This is a genomic window from Phenylobacterium sp. LjRoot219, assembly GCF_964252995.1.
Lineage (GTDB): Bacteria > Pseudomonadota > Alphaproteobacteria > Caulobacterales > Caulobacteraceae > Phenylobacterium.
The window spans coordinates 3,669,197-3,689,191 of record NZ_CAXUQI020000001.1; the positions used below are offsets into that span (position 1 = coordinate 3,669,197).

General features: G+C 70.0%; 22 protein-coding genes. 11 read left to right on the forward strand and 11 right to left on the reverse strand.

What is annotated here, in order from left to right; genetic code table 11:
- Positions 1-64 precede the first annotated feature (64 nt).
- Together ACSQ14_RS17965 and mscL are read left to right on the forward strand one after the other, a co-directional pair.
- Positions 65-352 carry an integration host factor subunit beta gene (locus ACSQ14_RS17965; protein WP_436015251.1) on the forward strand — a complete coding sequence of 96 codons (288 nt, stop codon included), beginning with the start codon at positions 65-67 and terminating at the stop codon, positions 350-352.
- Positions 353-364: 12 nt separating this feature from the next.
- Positions 365-865, forward strand: coding sequence for a large-conductance mechanosensitive channel protein MscL (mscL, locus tag ACSQ14_RS17970; protein WP_436015253.1), 501 nt, complete (start codon positions 365-367; stop codon positions 863-865).
- A gap of 25 nt (positions 866-890) precedes the next feature.
- On the opposite strand, the gene ACSQ14_RS17975 is transcribed toward mscL, so the two are convergent.
- Positions 891-1,901, reverse strand: coding sequence for a ligase-associated DNA damage response exonuclease (locus tag ACSQ14_RS17975; protein WP_436015472.1), 1,011 nt, complete (start codon positions 1,899-1,901; stop codon positions 891-893).
- A 213-nt stretch (positions 1,902-2,114) separates the two neighbouring features.
- Here ACSQ14_RS17975 and ACSQ14_RS17980 point away from each other — a divergent pair, with 213 nt between their 5' ends.
- From ACSQ14_RS17980 to ACSQ14_RS17990, 3 genes are all read left to right on the forward strand, one after another.
- A complete protein-coding gene (locus ACSQ14_RS17980; protein WP_436015255.1) occupies positions 2,115-2,552 on the forward strand; it encodes a PaaI family thioesterase in 438 nt (145 codons plus the stop codon).
- Complete coding sequence (locus ACSQ14_RS17985) at positions 2,549-2,962, forward strand: PaaI family thioesterase (protein ID WP_436015257.1); 414 nt, start codon at positions 2,549-2,551, stop codon at positions 2,960-2,962. The genes ACSQ14_RS17980 and ACSQ14_RS17985 overlap by 4 nt, the downstream gene beginning before the upstream one ends.
- Positions 2,963-3,172: 210 nt before the next feature.
- Entirely contained in the window at positions 3,173-4,849 is a 1,677-nt protein-coding gene (locus ACSQ14_RS17990; protein WP_436015259.1) for a lysine--tRNA ligase, read from the forward strand.
- A gap of 294 nt (positions 4,850-5,143) precedes the next feature.
- Here ACSQ14_RS17990 and ACSQ14_RS17995 read toward each other — a convergent pair whose 3' ends face one another.
- Positions 5,144-6,412 (reverse strand): amidohydrolase family protein, encoded by a 1,269-nt coding sequence (locus tag ACSQ14_RS17995; protein ID WP_436015261.1) that lies wholly within the window; start codon positions 6,410-6,412, stop codon positions 5,144-5,146.
- A 329-nt stretch (positions 6,413-6,741) separates the two neighbouring features.
- Here ACSQ14_RS17995 and ACSQ14_RS18000 point away from each other — a divergent pair, with 329 nt between their 5' ends.
- Complete coding sequence (locus tag ACSQ14_RS18000; protein WP_436015263.1) at positions 6,742-7,515, forward strand: AraC family transcriptional regulator; 774 nt, start codon at positions 6,742-6,744, stop codon at positions 7,513-7,515.
- A 259-nt stretch (positions 7,516-7,774) separates the two neighbouring features.
- Here ACSQ14_RS18000 and ACSQ14_RS18005 read toward each other — a convergent pair whose 3' ends face one another.
- The 7 genes from ACSQ14_RS18005 to ACSQ14_RS18035 form a co-directional block, all read right to left on the reverse strand.
- On the reverse strand, positions 7,775-8,554 hold the full coding sequence (locus tag ACSQ14_RS18005; RefSeq protein ID WP_436015265.1) for an SDR family NAD(P)-dependent oxidoreductase: 780 nt from the start codon (positions 8,552-8,554) through the stop codon (positions 7,775-7,777).
- The gene (locus ACSQ14_RS18010; protein WP_436015267.1) at positions 8,551-9,378 is read right to left on the reverse strand and encodes a coniferyl-alcohol dehydrogenase; all 828 of its coding nucleotides are present in this window, start codon (positions 9,376-9,378) and stop codon (positions 8,551-8,553) included. Before ACSQ14_RS18010 ends, ACSQ14_RS18005 begins: the two co-directional genes overlap by 4 nt.
- Positions 9,379-9,417: 39 nt before the next feature.
- Entirely contained in the window at positions 9,418-10,488 is a 1,071-nt protein-coding gene (locus ACSQ14_RS18015; RefSeq protein WP_436015269.1) for a Gfo/Idh/MocA family protein, read from the reverse strand.
- A gap of 78 nt (positions 10,489-10,566) precedes the next feature.
- Positions 10,567-11,574, reverse strand: a complete 1,008-nt coding sequence (locus ACSQ14_RS18020) for an alcohol dehydrogenase catalytic domain-containing protein (RefSeq protein ID WP_436015271.1) — start codon at positions 11,572-11,574, stop codon at positions 10,567-10,569.
- On the reverse strand, positions 11,571-12,761 hold the full coding sequence (locus ACSQ14_RS18025; RefSeq protein WP_436015273.1) for a sulfotransferase family protein: 1,191 nt from the start codon (positions 12,759-12,761) through the stop codon (positions 11,571-11,573). The genes ACSQ14_RS18020 and ACSQ14_RS18025 overlap by 4 nt, the downstream gene beginning before the upstream one ends.
- Before the next feature lie 4 nt (positions 12,762-12,765).
- Positions 12,766-13,950 carry a DUF1214 domain-containing protein gene (locus tag ACSQ14_RS18030; protein WP_436015275.1) on the reverse strand — a complete coding sequence of 395 codons (1,185 nt, stop codon included), beginning with the start codon at positions 13,948-13,950 and terminating at the stop codon, positions 12,766-12,768.
- Positions 13,951-14,004: 54 nt separating this feature from the next.
- On the reverse strand, positions 14,005-14,517 hold the full coding sequence (locus ACSQ14_RS18035; RefSeq protein WP_436015277.1) for a hypothetical protein: 513 nt from the start codon (positions 14,515-14,517) through the stop codon (positions 14,005-14,007).
- A gap of 187 nt (positions 14,518-14,704) precedes the next feature.
- On the opposite strand from ACSQ14_RS18035, the gene ACSQ14_RS18040 reads away from it, so the two are divergent.
- Positions 14,705-15,376: a TetR/AcrR family transcriptional regulator gene (locus tag ACSQ14_RS18040; protein WP_436015279.1), complete on the forward strand. Its 672-nt coding sequence runs from the start codon at positions 14,705-14,707 to the stop codon at positions 15,374-15,376.
- 110 nt (positions 15,377-15,486) lie between these two features.
- Positions 15,487-15,885 (forward strand): hypothetical protein, encoded by a 399-nt coding sequence (locus ACSQ14_RS18045; RefSeq protein ID WP_436015281.1) that lies wholly within the window; start codon positions 15,487-15,489, stop codon positions 15,883-15,885.
- Positions 15,886-15,901: 16 nt separating this feature from the next.
- Here the strand turns inward: ACSQ14_RS18045 and ACSQ14_RS18050 are convergent, their stop codons facing one another.
- Entirely contained in the window at positions 15,902-16,279 is a 378-nt protein-coding gene (locus ACSQ14_RS18050) for a cupin domain-containing protein (protein WP_436015283.1), read from the reverse strand.
- Positions 16,276-17,058, reverse strand: coding sequence for a class I SAM-dependent methyltransferase (locus ACSQ14_RS18055; RefSeq protein WP_436015285.1), 783 nt, complete (start codon positions 17,056-17,058; stop codon positions 16,276-16,278). The genes ACSQ14_RS18050 and ACSQ14_RS18055 overlap by 4 nt, the downstream gene beginning before the upstream one ends.
- 160 nt (positions 17,059-17,218) lie before the next feature.
- Here ACSQ14_RS18055 and ACSQ14_RS18060 point away from each other — a divergent pair, with 160 nt between their 5' ends.
- Genes ACSQ14_RS18060 through ACSQ14_RS18070 form a run of 3 tightly spaced genes read left to right on the forward strand, consistent with a single transcriptional unit; the run spans position 17,219 to position 19,983 of the window.
- Positions 17,219-17,689: a MerR family transcriptional regulator gene (locus ACSQ14_RS18060; RefSeq protein ID WP_436015287.1), complete on the forward strand. Its 471-nt coding sequence runs from the start codon at positions 17,219-17,221 to the stop codon at positions 17,687-17,689.
- A gap of 51 nt (positions 17,690-17,740) precedes the next feature.
- Positions 17,741-19,528, forward strand: a complete 1,788-nt coding sequence (locus tag ACSQ14_RS18065) for an acyl-CoA dehydrogenase C-terminal domain-containing protein (protein ID WP_436015289.1) — start codon at positions 17,741-17,743, stop codon at positions 19,526-19,528.
- On the forward strand, positions 19,528-19,983 hold the full coding sequence (locus ACSQ14_RS18070; RefSeq protein ID WP_436015291.1) for an OsmC family protein: 456 nt from the start codon (positions 19,528-19,530) through the stop codon (positions 19,981-19,983). Before ACSQ14_RS18065 ends, ACSQ14_RS18070 begins: the two co-directional genes overlap by 1 nt.
- The last annotated feature ends 12 nt before the right edge of the window (positions 19,984-19,995 follow it).

Here is a 19,995-nt window from a genome sequence, read left to right on the forward strand (position 1 = left end):
TTTCGCCTTGAATTTGCACGCGGAGTCGCCCATGGTCGCGCCGCTTGAGGACCGAAGGGCCCGCATGATCAAGTCCGAACTGATCGCCAAACTCGCCGAAGAAAACCCGCACCTGACCCAGCGCGACATCGAACGCGTGGTCGGTGTGATCCTGGAGCGCATGATCGAGGCGCTGGAAGACGGCGGCCGCGTCGAGCTGCGCGGCTTCGGCGCGCTGTCGGTGCGCTCGCGCGACGCCCGCGCCGGACGCAATCCGCGCACCGGCGAGCCGGTCGACGTGCAAGCCAAGCACGTGCCGTTCTTCAAGAGCGGCAAGGAGCTGCGCGAGCGGCTCAACGCGACCGACGAGTAGGCCGCCCCGGACATGGTCCGCGTTCCCAAGGACGTGTTGCAGCTGCCGCAGGAACTCGAGCGGCGCGCCCCGATTCTCGGCGAGTTCCGCGAGTTCATCGCCCGCGGCAACGTCATCGACCTCGCCGTCGGCGTGATCATCGGCGCGGCGTTCAACGACATCGTCAAAAGCCTGGTCGACCAGATCGTCATGCCGCCGGTCGGCCTGCTGCTCTCCGGCGTCGACTTCTCGCACCTGCAGTGGGTGCTGCGCTACGACAACCCGGCCACGGCCAAGGTCAACGAGCTGGTGGCGATCCAGTACGGGGCGTTCCTGAACACCCTGATCCGCTTCACCATCGTCGCCTGGGTGGTGTTCCTGCTGGTCAAGGGCGTGAACGTGATCCGCCGTCGCGATGCCTTGAAGTCGGTCGGCGAGAAGGCCGCGCCGCCGCCGCAGGAGGCCTTGCTGGCCGAGATCCGCGACCTGCTGAAGGCCCAGGTCAAGCGCGACGAAGCGCCGACCAAGCACTGACGCGCGGCCGGCCAGCCCGGCGCGGCTAGTCCTCCAGCTCCTCCTCGTAGCCGACCAGCGCCAACGCGCGGGCCGGCACGCCATGCAGTTCGGCCCAGCGCGCCAGCGCCTCTTCACGGCCATGGGTGATCCACAGCTCGCCGGGCCGCAGCTCGTCGACGGTGCCGGTCAGCTCGTCCCAGTCGGCGTGGTCGGAGATCACCAGCGGCAGCTCGACGCCGCGCTGGCGGGCGCGGGCGCGGACCTGCATCCATCCCGAGGCGAAGGCCGAAACCGGATCGGGGAAGCGGCGGCTCCAGCGGTCCTGCAGGGCCGAGGGCGGGGCGATGACGATCTCGCCGGCGAAGTCCTTCTTCGCCGCGGTCGTCGCCGGCCGCAGCGGGCCGAGCTCGACGCCGTGCGCCTCGTAGAGCGCGTTCAGCCGCTCCATCGCGCCATGGACGTAGATCGGTCGCGCCCAGCCGGCCTCGCGCAGCAGCCGGATGATCCGCTGCGCCTTGCCGAGCGCATAGGCCCCGACCAGGTGCGCGCGCTCCGGAAACTGCGCCACCGAGCGCAGCAGCCGGGCGATCTCGTCGCCGGGCTCCGGGTGACGGAACACCGGCAGGCCGAAGGTCGCCTCGGAGATGAAGACGTCGCAGGGGACCGGGGTGAAGGCCTGGCAGGTCGGATCCCGGCGGCGCTTGTAGTCGCCGGAGACCACCATCGTCAGTCCGCGCCAGCGCACCACCGCCTGGGCCGAGCCCAGCACGTGGCCGGCCGGGACCAGCGTCACCTCGACGGTGTCGCGCGGCACGACCTCGCCATAGGCCGCCGCCTGCGCCGCGCCGGCGAAGTCCGGGCCGCAGCGCTCGGCCATGATGTCCAGCGTCGCCCGGGTCGCCAGCACCGCGCCGTGGCCGGCGCGGGCGTGGTCGGAGTGGCCATGGGTGATCACCGCCCGCGCCACCGGCCGCACCGGATCGATGTAGAAGTCCCCCGGCGCGCAGTAGAGCCCCTCGGGCTTCGGGCACAGCAGGTCCTGCGGGCGGATCATCACTGCGATGTGGGATGTGCGAGGCTCCGCCGCCATAACCCCTGTCGTCCCGGAAACCGCGCAGCGGTTGTCCGGGACCCAAGAACACGGCGCGGCAAGGCGCGCGCCTGCGCCGGCGGCGTCGTGTTCTTGGCTCCCGGTCCTCGCTGCGCGAAACCGGGATGACAATTTGGGGCTGTTGACGCCGCCGCACCGCCCCCCTACCCCAGCGGCATGGACGCCGAGATCGACCGCGACATCGACGTAGAGAAGGTCGCCAAAGTCATGCTGGCTGCGCCGCTCAGCCAGGGGCTGGGGCTGCGCCTGGTCGGCATCACGCCGGGGACGGTGACGCTCGAAGCGCCCTGGCGCGAGGACCTGGTCGGCGACGCCGAGCTGGAGATCCTCGCCGGCGGCGTGGTCACCGCGCTGATCGACCACGCCTGCGCCACGACCATCTCCAGCATCAAGCGCGGCGGCGCGCCGACGCTCGACCTTAGGGTCGACTACATGCGCCCGGCTGCGCCCCGCGCCGGCGTGGTCTGCGAGGCGCACTGCTACAAGCTGACCCGCTCCATCGCCTTCGTCCGCGCGCTCGCCTGGGACGTCGACCGCGACGATCCCGTGGCCACGGCGCTGGCCACCTTCGCCGTCCCGGAGCCGCGCGCATGAGCGATCCCGCCGAGCGCCTGAACGCCTTCCTCGCCCAAACGCCCTACGTCCGCTTCCTCGGCATGCGCGCCGAGCTGGCCGGCGACGAGATGACCGCGGTCCTGCCATTCGCCGACAAGCTGATCGGCAATGTGAAGTGGCAGGCGCTGCACGGCGGCGTGCTGGGCGCCTTCATGGAGATGACCGCGCTGGCGCAGCTGGCGCTGGCCTCCGACGTCACCCGCCTGCCCAAGCCGATCGACGTGACGATCGAGTACCTGAAGACCGGCCGGCCGCAGACCACCTTCGCCCGGGCCGAGCTGCGCAAGGTCGGCCGGCGCATCGCCAACGTCCACGTCGAGGCCTGGCAGGACCAGCGCAGCGAGCCGGTGGCGGCGCTGCGCGGCCATTTCCTGCTGCCGCGGGAGTGAACATCCGGCCATGTCATCCCGGTTTCGCGCAGCGAAGACAGGGATCCAAGAACACGGCGCGGCAAGGCTCGCGCGGACCCCGGCGACGTCCGTGTTCTTGGATCCCGGACAGCCGCTCCGCGGCTTCCGGGATGACAGGGTGCGTGGCGAGTGCGCGACCCGCTCCCAAAAGACCTTGAGCCCGTTCGCCCGGGGGGGTACCGCCTCTCCATGTTGCAAGGTCTTTCCCACCGGGCCCGCGAAGCCAAGAGCTGGCCCTTCGAACAAGCGCGCCTCCTGCTGGACCGCGTCCTGCGCCAACGGCTCTCCGACGCCGAGCGCGACCTGGCCGCCAGCCTGATCGGCGAGGGCAAGGCGGCCGAGGCGGTCCGCACCCTGCCGGCCCTGACCCAGCCGGTGGTCTTCCAGTGCGGCTATGGCGCGTCCGGCCTGCCGCACATGGGCACCTTCGGCGAAGCGGCGCGGCCGACCATGGTGCGCTCGGCCTTCCGCGCGCTGACCGAGGACGCCATCCCGACCAAGCTGATCGTCTTCTCCGACGACATGGACGGGCTGCGGAAGATCCCGGAGAACGTGCCGAACCGCCACATCCTCGAAGAGGACCGCGACAAGCCGGTCACCTCGGTGCGCGACCCGTTCGGCGAGCACGCGAGCTTCGGCGCACACAACAACAGCCGCCTGCTGGCCTTCCTCGACGGCTTCGGCTTCGACTACGACTTCATGTCGTCGACCGACTGCTACAAGTCGGGCCGCTTCGACGAGGTGCTGCTGCGGGTGCTGGAGCGGTTCGACGCCATCCAGGCGATCATGCTGCCGACGCTCGGCGAGGAACGCCGCGCCACCTATTCGCCGTTCCTGCCGATCAGCCCGAAGACCGGCAAGGTGCTGCAGGTCCCGACGCTGGAGCGCAACCTCGAGGCGGGGACGATCGTCTTCGCCGACGAGGACGGGACCCGCACCGAAGTCCCGGTCACCGGCGGCCATGTGAAGCTGCAGTGGCGGCCGGACTGGGCGGCGCGCTGGACCGCACTCGGCGTCGACTACGAGATGAGCGGCAAGGACCTGGTGGACTCCGTGCGGGTGTCCAACAAGGTGTGCAAGGCATTGGGCGGCGCGCCGCCGGAGGCCTTCCACTACGAACTGTTCATGGACGAGAACAACCAGAAGATCTCCAAGTCCAAGGGCAACGGCCTGACCATGGAGGAGTGGCTGCGCTACGGCACGCCCGAGAGCCTAGCCTACTACATGTACCAGTCGCCAAAATCGGCGAAGCGGCTGTACTTCGACGTGATCCCGAAGGCGACCGACGAGTACCTGCAGCAGCTCGACAGCTTCAACAAGACCCTGGCCGAGACCGGCCAGCCGGCGATCGACAACCCGGCCTGGCACGTGCACCGCGGCGCGCCGCCGACGCAGGGCTCGCCGGTCAGCTTCTCGCTGTTGCTCAACCTGGTCTCGGCGGCCGACGCCTCGACCAAGGCGATCCTCTGGGGCTTCCTGGAGCGCTACATCCCCGGCGCGACGCCGGAGAGCCAGCCGCTGCTCGACAAGCTCGCGGGCTACGCGATCAACTACTACGAGGACTTCGTGAAGCCCTCGAAGACGTTCCGCGCGCCGAACGCCCAGGAACGCGCGGCGATGGAGGACCTGGTCGGCCGGCTGCGCGCCCTACCTGCCGGGGCCGACGCCGAGCTGATCCAGAACGAGGTGTTCGAGGTCGGCAAGGCCGCCGGCTTCGAGCCGCTGCGCGCCTGGTTCGGCGCGCTCTACGAGGTGCTGCTCGGCCAGAGCCAGGGCCCGCGCTTCGGCTCCTTCGTGGCGATCTTCGGCGTCGAACGGACGATCCAGCTGATCGACCGGGCGCTGGCCGGCGAACTGGCCGCCTGACGCACTACCTCCCCCTCGCAGAGGGGGAGGGGGACCGCCCGCCGAGCGCAGCGAAGAGCGGGTGATGGAGGGGGCAAGCGGTGCGTAGAGCGCCCGCCGCCTCTGAATCTCATCACCTCAGTCTTCGAAGCGGCGCCGCTGCGCCCGGCGGCTCGCCCCCACCCCCAGTCGCTCTTCGCTGCATCGGCGACCGGGTCCTCTCCCCCGCTGCGCGGGGGAGCTAAGGGCGCGGGCAGGCGCAAAAAAAGAGGGGGCGTTTCCGCCCCCTCTCCGAACTCTGTCTCGCGCCGCCGCTTAGAACGGCAGGTTGTAGAGCTTCACCGCGTTGGTCTCGAGGACCTTCTTGCGGACCTCGTGGTCGTAGCCGCCGAGGGTCTTCATGACGTGGTCCTGCACGCCCGGGTACAGCGAGGTCGGGTGCGGGAAGTCGGTCTCGAACAGCACCTTGTCGGCGCCGAGCACGTCGAGCAGCTTCTGCGGGCCGACGGTCTCGAACCAGAACGTCACCCAGAAGTGGTCGCGGAAGTAATCCCACGGCCGGCGCTGCAGGATCTTCGACTTCGCCGGCAGCATTTCGTTGAACTGGTGCTCCATCGCCTCGATGGCGAAGGGGACCCAGCCCATGCCGCTTTCGATCAGGCCGATCTTCAGCTTCGGGTGGCGGTCCAGACGGCCGGAGACCATCCAGTTGCCGAGCGTCGCGGCGTTGCCGATCGAGAACATGGTGGCGACCACCGACAGGGTCTGCTCGAAGGCGAAGCCTTCCCAGGTCAGGGTGTTCGGGTCGATCGCCGCGTTCAGGTGGAAGTTCAGCGACGCGCCGGTGTCGTTGCACATCTCCAGGAACGGGGTCCAGTACTCGTCCAGGAAGGACGGCACGCCGACGCGTTCCGGGGTGTCGGGGAGCACGAAGCCTTTCAGGCCGATGTCGAGGGCGCGACGCGCCTCGGCTTCCATCGCCGCCTTATCCCAGATCGGCAGGTGGGCCAGGGTGAACAGGCGCTGGCCGGACTCCTGCTGACGCTCGGCGGCCGCGTCGTTGTACATTTGGATGATCGCGAGGGCGAGTTCAGGATCGCCCAGCGACATCAGCGACCCGGCCTGGGTCACGCCGGAGTTGTGGTAGCAGATCTGGGCGTAGACGCCCATGTCGTCCATCGCCTGCAGGCGCGCCTTGGTCTCGATCGCGCCGGCGTGGCCTTCTTCCAGAGTCGGGAAGGCCAGACGGCCGAGCAGCTTGTTGTTGTCGTTGCGGATCACGTTGCCGCCGAACGAGCCGAAGTCGCGGTCGCCGACGAACCACTTGTCGACGCCGTTGACCCGGCGGCGATGCGGCACCTTGTCCTTGAACTTCGCGGCCGTGCGCGAGGTGAAGAGATCGGGAGCCTCGGTGATGTGGGTGTCGCAGTCGACGATCTTGATGCCGGCCAGCGCCGGGTTCAGGCCGGTCGAATTCTTAGCGTAGTCGACTTCGCGGATCACGCCGCCCGGAGTGTAGCCTTCCGCGCTCCAGTACTTGCGAGCGTTGCTCGCCATGCCTTCGGTCTTTTCGTCGTCCGCCATAACTCTTCTCCCTGGCTCGGCGCCGCCGCTGCTGTTGCCTCAGCGCCGGGCCGTACGAACTGCGACAGGCGTCGTCTCGACGCTTGGGCCCATGCCTCTGGCGCGCCGCGCCCGAAGGCGCAAGGGCGCGGCGAGTATACGAGCGCAGGCCCGCGTCGTCGCCTTTCCCAGAGAGCAGAATGGGCCGCGCCCCCGACCGTTCCGGTCGAGCAAGCCGGGCCTTCGCCTGTCCTATGCGGGGCCATTTAGCCCCCCGGGGCGTTGACCGTCTCACCGCGCTCGGCCATATTTTGTGCAGCAACGGCCATCCGGCCGCAGGATAAGCTCTGATGTCCGACGTCGCCTTGAGCACGATCATGGATCCCGCCCGGCGGCCCAAGGCCGGGGCGATCCCGCAGGACGACTACGACATCGACACCCCGTGGCACAGCCACGACATGCACCAGCTGCAGTACGCGTTCGACGGCTCGATCGAGGTCGAAGACCGCGGCGCCAGCTACCTCTGCCTGCGCACCCGGGCGATCTGGATCCCGGCCGGCGTGGTCCACCGCACTAGCCTGCACCGGGTGCGCTCCGGCTCGGTGCTCTTCTCGCCGGAGATGATCCCCGAGGCCGGCGACCGGGTGCGGATCATCCAGGTCTCGCCGCTGATGCGCGAGATGGTGCTTGGCGCCATGCGCTGGCCACTGACCGAGGCGCAGGACGCGACCGGCCGGGCCTATTTCGCGGCGCTCGCCAACCTCTGCGCGGAGTGGATCAAGGAAGAGGCGCCGCTGAACCTGCCGACCACCCGCGAGCCGCAGCTGCAGGCCGCCGTCGCCTTCACCCGCGCCAACCTGAGGGACGGCGACGTGGCGGCGGTCTGCGAGGCCGCCGGCCTGTCGGAGCGGACCCTGCGCCGGCGCTTCCGCGGCGCCTTCGGCATGAGCTGGGACGAGTACCGCCGCCGCGCGCGGCTGCTGGCCGCGGCGAGCTTGCTGAGCGACGCGCGGATGCCGATCGGCCACGTCGCCGCCGAGGTAGGGTTCGAAAGCCAGAGCGCCTTCGCCCGCGCCTTCAAGGACCTGACCGGCAAGAGCCCGCGCGAGTTCCGCGGGCACTGAATCCGCCCCCATCCGGTCACCCCCTCGAAAGCGGGGGGCCAGGCGTTTTTGTTGCTGCTGCGCTCGACACTCAAAAAACCCTGGACCCCCGCTTTCGCGGGGACGAGCGGAAGGACGAACGCAGGCCCCAACTGTCATCCCGGTTTCGCGCAGCGAAGACCGGGATCCAGGAACACGGCGCCGCCGGCGGTGCTCCTGCATCGCCGTGTGCTTGGATCCCGGACAGCCGCTGGCGCGGCTTCCGGGATGACAGCGAGGATCAGACCTCAATCCCGCCCATCGGCGGGCCGCCGTCGACGGCCAGCGTCTGGCCGGTGACGAAGGAGGCCGCGTCGCTGACGAAGAAGTGGATCACCGCGGCCACCTCGTCCGGGGTCCCGGGCCGGCGGAGCGGCGTCGCCGTGCCGGCCTCGGTCGGGTCGATCCCGGCGACCTTCCAGGCCTCGACCGCACGCTCGGAGGCGACCAGCCCCACCGCCACGCAGTTGGCGCGCACGTTGTGCGGCCCCCACTCAGCGGCGGTGACCTTGGTGAACATCTGCAGCGCCGCCTTGGCCGAGGCGTAGTGCGCGCCGCCCTTCACCCCGTTGATCCCGGCCGCGGAGGAGACGTTGACGATCGCGCCCGAGCCCTGGGCGATCATCTGCCGGCCGGCTTCGCGGGTGCAGAAATAGGCCGAGCGGACGTTGAGGTCGTAGCTGGCGTCCCAACCCTTGGTCGGCAGGCTGCTGAGCGGCCCCATACGGGTGCCGCCGGCGTTGTTGACCAGGATGTCGAGCCGGCCGAACGCCTCGAGCGTGCGCTCGATCAGCCGCACGCACTGCGCCTCGTCCTTCACGTCGGTGGCGATCGCCAGGCAGCGGCGGCCGGTCGCCGCGGCGATCTCCGCCGCCTTGCGCTCCAGCTCCTCGGCGCTGCGGCTGGCGATCACCACGTCGGCGCCGTGTTCGGCCAGCCGCCGGGCGGTGGCCGCGCCGATGCCGGTGCCGCCGCCGGTGACGACGGCGACCCGGCCGGTCAGCTCGAAGCCGCCGCTCACTGCCCGCTGGCCTTGGGATTGGCGCCGAACAGCTTGGCGAGATCGATCTCGCCGGTGGCGACTCCGCCGATGAAGCCGCCGTCCACCGGCAGGGCCACGCCGTTGACGTAGGACGCCGCGTCGCTGCCCAGGAAGACCAGCGGCCAGGCCTGTTCCTCAGGGCTGGAGCGACGGTTGATCGGCTGGGTGAAGGCGTCGATCGCCGCGTCGGGGGTGATCGTCGACTGCTGCTCCATGAACGGCGTCGAGGTCGGTCCCGGCAGGATGCAGTTCATCCGCACGCCGCGCTTGATCAGCGAGGCCGCGCTCATCTGCGTCCAGACAATGATCGTCTCCTTGGACAGGGTGTAGGCGTCGGCGTTCGCCTTCAGCTGTTCCTCGCACCAGGCAACGGCCTCCGCGTAGGACGGCTTGGCGATCAGCTCCTGAAGCAGCGGAATGCGGCGCGCCCAGCCGAAGCCGGCGGTCGAGGCGATGCAGGCGATCGCCCCGCCCGCCTTGATCCGCGGCGCCAGCTGGTCGGTGAGCCTGCGCGGGCCGATGTAGTTGACCTTGAAGACATCGATCGGCGCGAAGGTCGACGGCACGCCGGCGCAGTTGAACAGCACGTCAAACTCGCCCTTCAGCCCGGCGACCGCCGCGTCGATCGAGGCGGGGTCGCGCAGGTCCGTATTCGTGAAGGACGCCAGATCGAGGCTCGACGGCTTGTAGTCGAGGCCATGCACCTCGGCTCCCAGGCTGAGCAGCAGACGGGCGGTCGCCTCGCCCATGCCCGAGAAGCAGCCGGTGATCACGACACGCTTGTTCTTGTAGCTGATGGACATGGGTCCTCCCTGGGAAGTGCGGCTGAACTGTCGTTGGGCTTAGAGTTCGACCAGCGCCCCGCCCTGGGCGGCGGAGGCGCGGACCGCGTCGATCACCTGCATGGCGGCGACCCCGTCGGCGAAGGTCGGCAGCGGCACGGCGCTTTGCGGGTCGCGGCCGTCGACGCCGGCGCGCAGCGCCTCGGCCAGGCGGATGTAGGGGCCGAGCTCGAAATGCGAGAACTGGTGGCCCGGCGCGTCGCTCTGCGGCGGCGGCGGCGGCAGCTGCAGGTCCGGCGTCACCGGCAGCTGGCGCTTGCCCTCGCGGTCGGCGAGCCAGACGTCGGCGCCGTCGACCCACAGCGTGCCGTGGGTGCCGGCGACCCGGGTCATGGTGTCGGACGGGCCCCAGGCGCCGGCGGTCTGCTGCAGCGCGCCTTCCACCCCGTTCTTCAGCCGGAAGCGCATGACGTAGGAATCCTCGGCTGCGCCCTGGCGGTCGGAGACCGTCGGCAGCGCCGCGCTCAGCGAGGCGAAGTCGCCCAGCCAGCTGCGCACCTGGTCGATGATGTGCGCGCCCTGGGCGCCCAGCCAGCCGCCGCCGGCCGCCTCGTCGAACCACCAGCGCGGCATCTTCGCGTCGGGCGCGGCGACCAGCGGAATATAGTTGGCCATGGTGACGAACCGCGGCTCGCCGATCAGCCCCTCGGCGATGGCGCGGGCGACCAGCGCCCGGTCCGGCAGCCAGCGGAACTCGTTGCCGACCAGCGCCATGACGCCGGCGCGTGTTGCCGCCGCCTGCATGGTCTTGGCCTCGGCGACATCACGGGCGAACGGCTTCTCGCAGATCACGTGGCAGCCGCGGGCCACCGCCGCGAGCGTCAGCGGCGCATGAGTGGTCGGCGGGGTGGCGATGGTCACCGCCACGGCGCCGGTCTTGGCGATCGCCTCGTCCAGGTCGGTGAAGGTCCGCGCGACGCCGGCCTTCTCCGCGCGCCGGGCGGTGCGCTCAGGGTCCGTGCCGACCAGGCCGGCGACCTCGAAACCGGCGGCGCGCAGGGCCGGCACCTGGATGCGGCAGCCGAAGCTGGTGCCGACGACGACGGCGCGGGGGGCGGTGGAGCTGGTCATGGGCGGTCATCCCTCAGGACGCGAAGGTGGCGGGCCGGGTCCAACGCCCGGCCCAGCGGATCTAGCGGCGCAGGCTCATCACAGGGTGACGTGGACCTTGGTCTCGTCGTTCGGCCCGCGCAGCACGTCGAACATCGCCGGCAGGCCGCTCAGCGGGATCTCGTTGGTGATGATCGCCTTCGGGTCGCAGCGGCCCTTGTCCATCTGGTCGGCGACATAGATGAACTCCTTCATCGAATAGCCGACGGCGAACTGCATCGAGACGCACTTGAACGACGCGATGCCCGGAATGATCGGGTCGGGCGAAGTGCAGAAGCCGAGCGAGACGATCTTGCCGAACTGCGCCGCATGCATGATCGCCTTGCCCAGCATGCCTTCCGCGCCGACGCATTCGAAGACGAACTGCGGCGCGCCGCCCAGCGCCTCGCGCGCCTCGCCGATCTCGTTGTCGCCGTAGGTGATGAAGGCGTCGGCGCCCATCTCCAGCGCCAGGTCGCGACGCCGCGCCGAACGCGACATGACGACGATGCGGCCCGCGCCGAGCCGGCGCGCCCAGTAGATGGCGTAGAGCGCGACGGTGCCGCCGCCCAGGATCAGCACCCGGTCGCCGGGCTGGATCTGCGCCAGCTTGACGCCGTAGAGGCTGATGGCCAGCGGCTCGACCAGGGCCCCGTCGGCCATGCTCAGGGTGCTGGGCAGCAGGGTGGCGACGCTGGCCGGCACCTTCGCCAGCTCGGCGAAGCCGACCATCGCGGTGCCGGGCGGAGCCTGGCACAGCACGTTGTTGCCGTGGCTGCGGCAGGGCTCGCACTGGCCGCAGGCGACCGAGGGCAGCACGGCGACCCGGTCGCCGATCTTCAGGCCGGTGACCTCGCGGCCGAGCTCGATGATGTCGCCGGCGTATTCGTGGCCGAACTGGGTGTTCTGGCCGTAGTCGAAGATCCCGCCCTTGGTCATCGACAGATCGGTGCCGCAGACGCCGCAGCGATGGACCTTGAGCAGGATCTCGCCGGGGCCGGGACGCGGATCGGGCAGATTCTCGATGACGATGGGCTGGCCCTGTCCGGGATAGATCGCCGCCTTCATGCGCGCTTCTCCAGCAGATCGTAGCGGCTGACGTAGTCGCCGAAGGGCTCGCGCGCCTCGGCTTCGGTCATGCCGTAGTCGGTGATGTCGTAACGGTGGACGCCGTGCGCGAGCTCGGGCTTGTCGGCGATCCGCTGGGCGAAGGCCGGGTCCAGCTCATCCGGAATCTCCATGCCGATGAAGGCGTAGATCCGCTCCAGCACCGCCATCGGGTCGCGGTGGAAGTCGCCGTGGACGACGTCGAGCACCTTGCCCGGATGCTGCGCGCGCACCGCATCGGCCTTGCGCACCGCGCTGGACCACTTGGCCACCTCGCGCGCCAGCATGTTCTGGCCCCGCTGGTCGGCGCGCCCGTCCTCCATCAGCGGGTGCAGGTTCATCAGCAGCGAGACCAGCGAGGGCACGGCCTTGGCCGGATCGCGGTGCGTCTGGATCACCCGCGCGTCGGGAAAGACCGCGAACAGCAGGTCGAGGTTTTCGATGTGGCCGGGATTCTTCAGCAGCCAGCGCTTCTCCGGCTCATTGGCGCCGATCAGCTGAACGCAGCGGTAGTAGTGGCGATAGGCCGGCTCCTCGCTCTGGCACTGCCACCAGGCGTCGTAGGTGGCCGCCGACCAGCCGCAGTTCCACAGGTTGGAGACGAAGCCCTGGCGCATCACCATGCAGCATTCGTGGACCTCCTCGGCGGCGAGGAAGTGGGCGGCGCGCTGCTGCGGGGCGGCGGCGTGCTGCGCCTCGAGCCGGGCCACCGTCTTCTGGAATTCCGGATAGCTGGCCCAGGCCTCCACCGGCGGACGCGGCATCGGCGAGTCGAGCAGCCAGGACTGCAGGCCTTGGAAGCGCGGGTCGACGGCCATCAGCCGATGCAGCGCCGTGGTGCCGGTGCGCGGCACCCCGGTGATCACCACCGGGCTGGTGATCGGCGACGCGTCGAAGCCGGGGGTGGCCTTCATCGAGGCGATCGCCGCGACCCGGCCCCGCAGCACGTCGACCACCTGCCCCCAGGCCAGGCGGCGGCCGGCCTCCGAGAAGTGCGGATCGTAGTCCATCGACTGCAGCAGCACCTTCAGGCCCGGCAGGTAGTCGCTCGGGCCGAAGTCGTCGCTGCCGGCTTCCTTGGCGACCACCTCGTGCAGCTGGTCGAGCGCGGTGCGGAATTGCGCCGGGGGATCGTGTCTCAGGTCCATCGGCCTACCACCGCCGCCGGCGCTGCGCCGCGCGGACGCGGGCGCGGAGTTCGGCGTCGCGGTCCTCGGGCGTGACGACCGGCGTGTCCGCCGGCAGGTGCTGGCGCAGTTCGGCGAACTTGACGCGCTTCAGGGTCGGGGTCGGCGTCGAGTCGCAGTCGTACCAGCGGCCGTAGATGGTGCCCTGCTTGAAGCCGGCCGGATCGAGCCAGTTCGGCACGCCCGGATCCTTCAGCGAGATCACCGCGCGGAACTTGCCGTCGGGGCTGGCCTTGGCGAAGTGGCCGTTGGTGCTGGAGAGCCGGTAGACGAACTCGATCGCGTTGAAATAGGGGTCGTTGAGCTGGAAGTTCCAGTAGCGGCGGACCTCCGGCAGCTCGGTCTCGAGGATCAGCGCCTCGTCGTCCTCGAACTCGAACACCGCCGGCAGATAGACCTGGCGCGACAGCGCCCCGCCGTAGCGCACCGGCTCGAAGACATTGACGCCGACGCTGGCCTTCACCGCGTTCTGCATGCCGTAGAACAGCTTGGTGCAGCGCACCGGCATCCGCGCCATGTGATCGATCCGCTCGAGGATCTCCTCCGGGCTCAGGCGCTTCTTCAAGCCCGTCGGGTTCAGGCATTCGATCGACATCACTGGTTCGATCTCGTTGCCCCAGTCGTAGCTGCGGTAGCGGGTCATCAGCGACACCGCGCCCGGCTTGATCTGCAGCCAGTTGCCGGTGTGGCCGGCCGGCCGCTCGGTGCTCAGCAGCACTTCGAAGTCGCCGTTGGCGTCGATCTGCAGGTCGCCGTCGTCGAGGTCGGCGTAGAACTCGCCGGTGTGATCGATGTGGCCGGGCATGCCGGACAGCGCGGCCTGGGTATTCATCGTCAGCATCTTGATCGTGCCGCGGTTGCCGACGATCCGGTACTGATAGTCGCTGCTGATCGGGCAGTAGAGGTAGATGTCGTCGGGGTTCGGCTGCAGCGTGTAGACCGGGTTCCACAGCGGGGCCCAGTCCGGGTGCTCCGGATCGGCATGGAAGAAGGCGAAGTAGCCGTAGGACAGCTGCATCATGATCTGGCGGTAGACGTCCGCCCGGTACTCGGGATCGTCCGGCCGCCAGGTGTTGGCCAGTTCAGCGACCGCCTCCTCGAGGCCGTCCTTCAGATAATCGAGGATGTTCGGCGCGATCTGTTCGGCCATGTCCTGCCTCCGCCTTCGATGCATGCGTGAGCGGGGCCATGCGCCCCGCAGCGTTCAGTTGCTGGGGGTGCCTTCGAAGAAGCCGACGCCGGCTTGCTCCGGGAAGATGTATTCGAGGTAGTGGCCGAGCTCCGGCGTATCGACGATGATCGCCTGCAGGAAGCCCGGCACGTCGGTCACGTGCAGCACCTTCAGGCCCTGCTGCGCGACCTCGGCCTTCAGCGCCGCCCAGGCCTCGGCCGTCGGCACGTAGTAGCCGAGGTGATGGTGGCGGATCGCGAAGCCGTCGGCCGGCAGGCCGGCGCGGAACACCTCCGAGCCCGGGCCGTCGGCCCAGACCAGCTCGTACATGGTGCCGCCGGCCCAGCCGAGTTCGATGTGGATCTGGCCGCCGGCCGGCAACGCGCCTTCCAGCGGCCGCCATTCCTTGACCCCATAGCGCTTGGAGAACAGCGCCTTGGCCTGAACCATGTCGGTGGTCGCATAGGCCATCTGGAAATGGTCGTTGCGGAACAACCCCGCGCCCGCGGCGTACACCGGCGCCGGCCGGCTGAGAGCCTGCTTCATAGCAACGTCCTCCCTGTCGGAACGCCGCGCGCCCCGGTCCGTTATTAGATAGTGTTCACTATCTTATGACTCGGCCGACGGCGGCCGCAAGCGGAAATGCGCTAGGATCGCCAGAGCGATTCGGCGGTTCAGCTGCACCGCCAGGGTCGCAGCGCCCGGGAAGTCACGGGCCATCAAAGGATCGGCGTTGCAGAAGACCAAGCCCGCGCCCGACGCGCCCGCAGCCCCCGCCCGGCGCAAGCGGCGCACAGCGGAAGACCTGATGAACCGCATCGTCGAGGCGGCGGGCGAGGAGTTCCGCCAGTGCGGCTATGCCGGCGCCACCACTGCGGCGATCGCCCGCCGCGCGGATGTCACCGAGGCTCAGCTGTTCCGCTATTTCGGCTCGAAGGCCGAACTGTTCCGCGAGGCGGTGTTCAAGCCGCTCGACCAGCAGCTGTCGACCTTCTTCGCCAACCACATGCTCGACAACAACGTCGAGGAGGTTCGGGAATCCACGGCGCTCTACATCGACGAGCTGCAGGGCTTCGTGCGCGAGAACGCCAGGATGCTGACCTCGCTGGTGGTCGCCCAGACCTATGATCCGGAGGCGAGCCTCGCGAATTCCGCGATCAGCAGCCTCGGCGCCTACTTCGATCGCGGGGCGGCGATGATGACCTCGCGGCTGACCGGGCCGGCCAAGGTCGACCCGACTCTGATGGTCCGGGTGTCGTTCGCCGCGGTGCTGGCCTGCGTGATGTTCAAGGACTGGATCTTCCCGCCGGGCCTGGCGAGCGAGGCGGAGATCCGCGCGGCGATCAACGACTTCGTCCGCGAGGGGATCGGGGCGAACCCGGAGATGGGGCCGCTGGCGACCTGAGGGTGTAACGAGGCGGTGGCGCGCGACGGGCGGGCATAACGCAAAGCGAAACCCGGAACATCAGCCAATCCAGATGGTTGGGCGAGGTCCTCTCGATCAGGAGACCTCGGATGAAGATGATCGTCATGACCGGCGCGCTTGGCGCCCTCGCCCTGGCCGGGACGGCCCTGGCCCAGCCCTCCAGGGAATACGGCAGCTCCTCCAGCGCCCCGGCGACCTCGAGCGCATCCCGCCAGCCCTCGACCACGCCCCAGGACTCTGCGGTCGACCTGTCCGATGCGCCCGCCACCTCGGATCCGACGCGCGCGCAATCCGGCTCCAGCATGGGCGCGTCGCGCGCCGCCCCGAGCGGCTCCGACACGGCGCGGGGCGCCAGCAGCTACGCCAGCGACGCCTCCGGGACCACCGGCTCGACCTCCGGAACCAGCAGCAGCGCGCCGAGCGCGGGCGCCCAGGACGCTGGCGCCTCCGGGACGGACGCCGCCGCCGCCGCCGGCGAACGCGGCTGACCTACCCCTACCCCGGTCAGGCCGGATGGAAGCTGTGGTCGGCGGTCGGGCGGAAGTTGACCAGCCGCGCGCCCGCGGGCCCGGCCCGGAAGCTGTAGACCACCTGGGCCGGGATGAAGATCGACCCGCCCTGGCCGAGGACCTGGTCGCCCCAGCGCAGCTCGCCGGCCACCACATAGATGATCTCGCTGGTGTCGTGGCTGTGCGGGACCAGCAGGGCGTCGGGCTCCAGCTTCAGCTCCATCAGCTGCGGCGCGGCCGCGTCGCCGGGCGCGTGGAAGGCGACGTGCGAGGCGAGCTCGCCGGGGTCGAGCGCCTGGGCCATCTCGCCGGTGACGATGTCGCCGATCCGCCGCCAGGCGAGGTCGGCGGGCTGGTGGACACGGAGCTTCACGCCGGCCTCCGCCAGATCACCAGGGTCATCGGATAGGTGACCCAGATCTGGCCGTCCTGCATCCGCGCCTTCAGGCCGAAGACGTCGGCGCCGGTCGCCGCGTCGCGGGCGTAGAGCTGGCGCACGCGCTCGACCACGCCGTGGCCTGGGAAGGAGGTGGCGAGCGTCATCTCCAGCGGCAGGTCGCTTTCCCGCGCGCGGAGGGTCAGCTCTTCCAGGCCGAGCGCCTCGCCGAGGCCGCGCAGCTCGTCGACGGTCAGGGTCCGGGCGTGCGAGGGGTCGCGCAACAGCTCGATGGCGTCGAACGCCGGCGCCTTCTCCGGGGCCGGCGTCAGGTCGAGCACGGCGATGCGGCCGCCAGGCGCGCAGGCGCGGCGCATCTCCGCCAGGGTCGCGGCGGGATCGGCGGCGTGGTGCAGCATCGAGCGGCTAGTGACGATGTCGAACGCCCCGTCGGCGACCGGCAGGGCGGTGGAATCGGCCTGCAGCCACGCGACGTTGGCGACCCCGGCCTGGGCTTGCTGGGCGCGGGCCTTGTCGAGCATGGCCGGCGTCAGATCGGCGCCGACCACCTGGGCCACCCGCGGGGCGATCGCCACGGCGAACTGGCCGGAGCCGCAGCCGACGTCGAGCACGTGCTCGGCGCCTTGCGGCGCCAGCGCCTCGATCAGCGGGTCGGCGGCGGGGTTGCGGGCGGTGTTGACGAGGGCGGCGTAGGCGTCGGCCTGCTGGCTGAACTGGTCGAGCACGCGCGCGTTCTGATCGGCCTTCTCGGACATGGGCGGTTCCTCCACGAAGGGATGGTGCGCGCGCCCCGCGTGGCCGTCTCGCCGCAATCGGCCAAGTTTTATGCGGAAACGGCCGCCTCGCTCACCTTGACGTCAACGTCAACCGGCGTAGGCTCCCCGCCGCCCTAAGGTCGCGTCAGAGGATCACGCCATGATGACGGAACTGCGTCGCCCTGCGCGCACCTACAGCATTCGCCAGCTCTGCCAGGAGTTCGAGTGCACGCCGCGGGCGCTGCGCTTCTACGAGGACAAGGGCCTGCTGGCCCCGGCGCGCGACGGCCTCAACCGGATCTACTCGTCCCGCGACCGCGCGCGGCTGGCGCTGATCCTGCGCGGCAAGCGCGTCGGCCTGTCACTGACCGAGTTGCGCGAGATCCTCGACCTCTACGAGATCGGCGACGGCGGGCTGCAGCAGAACGCCGCCTCGCTCTACAAATTCCGCGAGAAGCTGGTGGCGATGGAGCGGCAGCGCGCCGACCTCGACAGCGCCATCTCCGAGCTGCGCGAGGGCATCGTCGCGCTCGAGACCCGGCTCGCCGCCAGGTGCCCGGATCTTCTGCCGCAGGCCGCGGATTACGACCTCATGCTGCGCCGTCACCTCGACGGGGCCGAGCCCAGCTGAGCCAGCCGCCGCCCATACTATCTGCTGACTATCTGCTGACGGGAGCACGTCATGACCTACCAGCCGCCGGTGCGCGACTTCGCCTTTCTGCTCCGCGACGTGCTCAAGATCGAGCGCTACGCCAACCTGCCGGCGTTCGCCGACGCCCAGATCGACACCGTCGACCAGATCCTGGAGGAGGCCGGTCGCTTCAGCGCCGAGGTGCTGGGGCCGCTGAACCGGGTCGGCGACAAGGAAGGCTGCCGCTGGAGCCCGGATTTCTCGGTCACCACGCCGACCGGCTTCAAGCCGGCCTACGCCCAGTTCATCGAAGCCGGCTGGCCGGCGCTGGGGGCCGATCCGGAGTTCGGCGGCCAGGGGCTGCCGTCGGTGGTCAACCTAGCGGTTTCGGAGATGTCGTCGGCGGCGAACATGGCCTTCGCCATGTATCCGGGCCTGACCCACGGGGCCTATTCGGCGATCCACAACGGCGGCTCGGCCGAGCAGAAGGCGCTCTACCTGCCGAAGCTGGCGTCCGGCCAGTGGTCGGGGACGATGAACCTGACCGAGCCGCACGCCGGCACCGACCTCGGCCTGCTGCGCACCAAGGCGGTGCCGCAGGGCGACGGCAGCTACAGGATCAGCGGCCAGAAGATTTTCATCTCCGCCGGCGAGCACGACCTGACCGAGAACATCGTCCATCTGGTGCTGGCCCGGATCGAGGGCGCGCCGGCCGGGACCAAGGGCATCAGCCTGTTCATCGTGCCGAAGTTCCTGCCTGACGCCGATGGCAAGCCCGGCCAGCGCAATTCGGTGAAATGCCTGAGCCTCGAAGAAAAGATGGGCATCCACGGCAACGCCACCTGCGTGATCAGCCACGAGGAGGCGACCGGCTGGCTGGTCGGCGAGGAGAACCGCGGCCTGCCGGCGATGTTCGTGATGATGAACGAGGCGCGCATCGGCGTCGCCGTCCAAGGCCTCGCCCAGGCCGAAGCCGCCTACCAGGAGGCCGCGGCCTACGCCCGCGATCGGCTGCAGGGCCGCTCGCTGACCGGGCCGAAGAATCCCGACGGGCCAGCCGACCCGATTATCGTGCATCCCGACGTGCGGCGCATGCTGATGGAGGCCAAGGCGATCATCGAGGGCGGCCGCGCGCTGCTGCTCTGGACCGCCCTGCACGGCGACCTGGCCGAGGGCTCGACCGACGAGGCGACCCGCCAGAAGGGCGACGACTACATGGCGCTGCTGACGCCGGTGCTGAAGGCCTTCCTCACCGACCGCGGCTTCCTGATCGCCTCGGACGCCATGCAGGTGCACGGCGGGGCGGGCTTCACCGAGGCGGTCGCCGCCAGCCAGCACCTGCGCGACTCGCGCATCGCGCTGATCTACGAGGGCGCCAACGGCGTGCAGGCGCTCGACCTGGTCGGCCGCAAGCTGGCGGCCAACGGCGGCCGCGCGGTGATGAGCTTCTTCGCCGAGCTCGACGCCTACGCCGCCGCCCACGCCGGTGACGAGACGCTGAAGCCGTTCGTCGAGGGCCTGACCCGGGCCAAGGGCGAGCTGCAGGAGGCCACCATGTGGCTGATGCAGAACGGCCTGGCCAATCCGGACAACGCCGGCGCCGCCTCGACCGACTATCTGCACCTGTTCGCCCTGACCGGCCTGGCCTACGCCTGGGCGCAGATCGCCGAGGCCGCGAGCGCCAGGATCGCCGCCGGCGACGCCGACCCGTTCTACGCCAACAAGCTGGTGACCGGCCGCTACTACCTGACCCGGGTGCTGCCCGAGACCAGCTCGCGGCTGGCCAAGCTGAAGGCCGGGGCTGAGCTGATGATGGCGCTGCCGGCGGAGGCCTTCTGATGGCGTTCTATCGCGCGACCGTCGACTGGACGCTGGCCGAGGGCGAGGACTTCCCGAACGGCCGCTACTCGCGCGGCCATTCGGTAGCCTTCGAGCACGGGCCGGAGGTGCCCGGCACCGCCTCGGCGCACGTGGTCGGCAACAAGTGGGCGGTGGCCGGCGCGGTCGATCCCGAGCAGATGCTGGTCGCCTCGATCTCCGCCTGCCACATGCTGAGCTTCCTGCACGTCGCCCGGCTGGCCGGCTTCGTCGCCGTCGGCTACCGCGACGCGGCCGAAGGGCTGATGGAGAAGAACGCCGAGGGCCGCATCGCTGTCACCCGCGTGGCGCTGCGGCCGGCGATCGCCTGGCAGGGCCCGGCGCCCGACGCCGCCCAGCTCGACCACTTGCACCACGAAGCCCACGAGGCCTGCTTCATCGCCAACTCGGTGAAGACCGAGATCGTAGTGGAGTAAACGCTCCTCCCC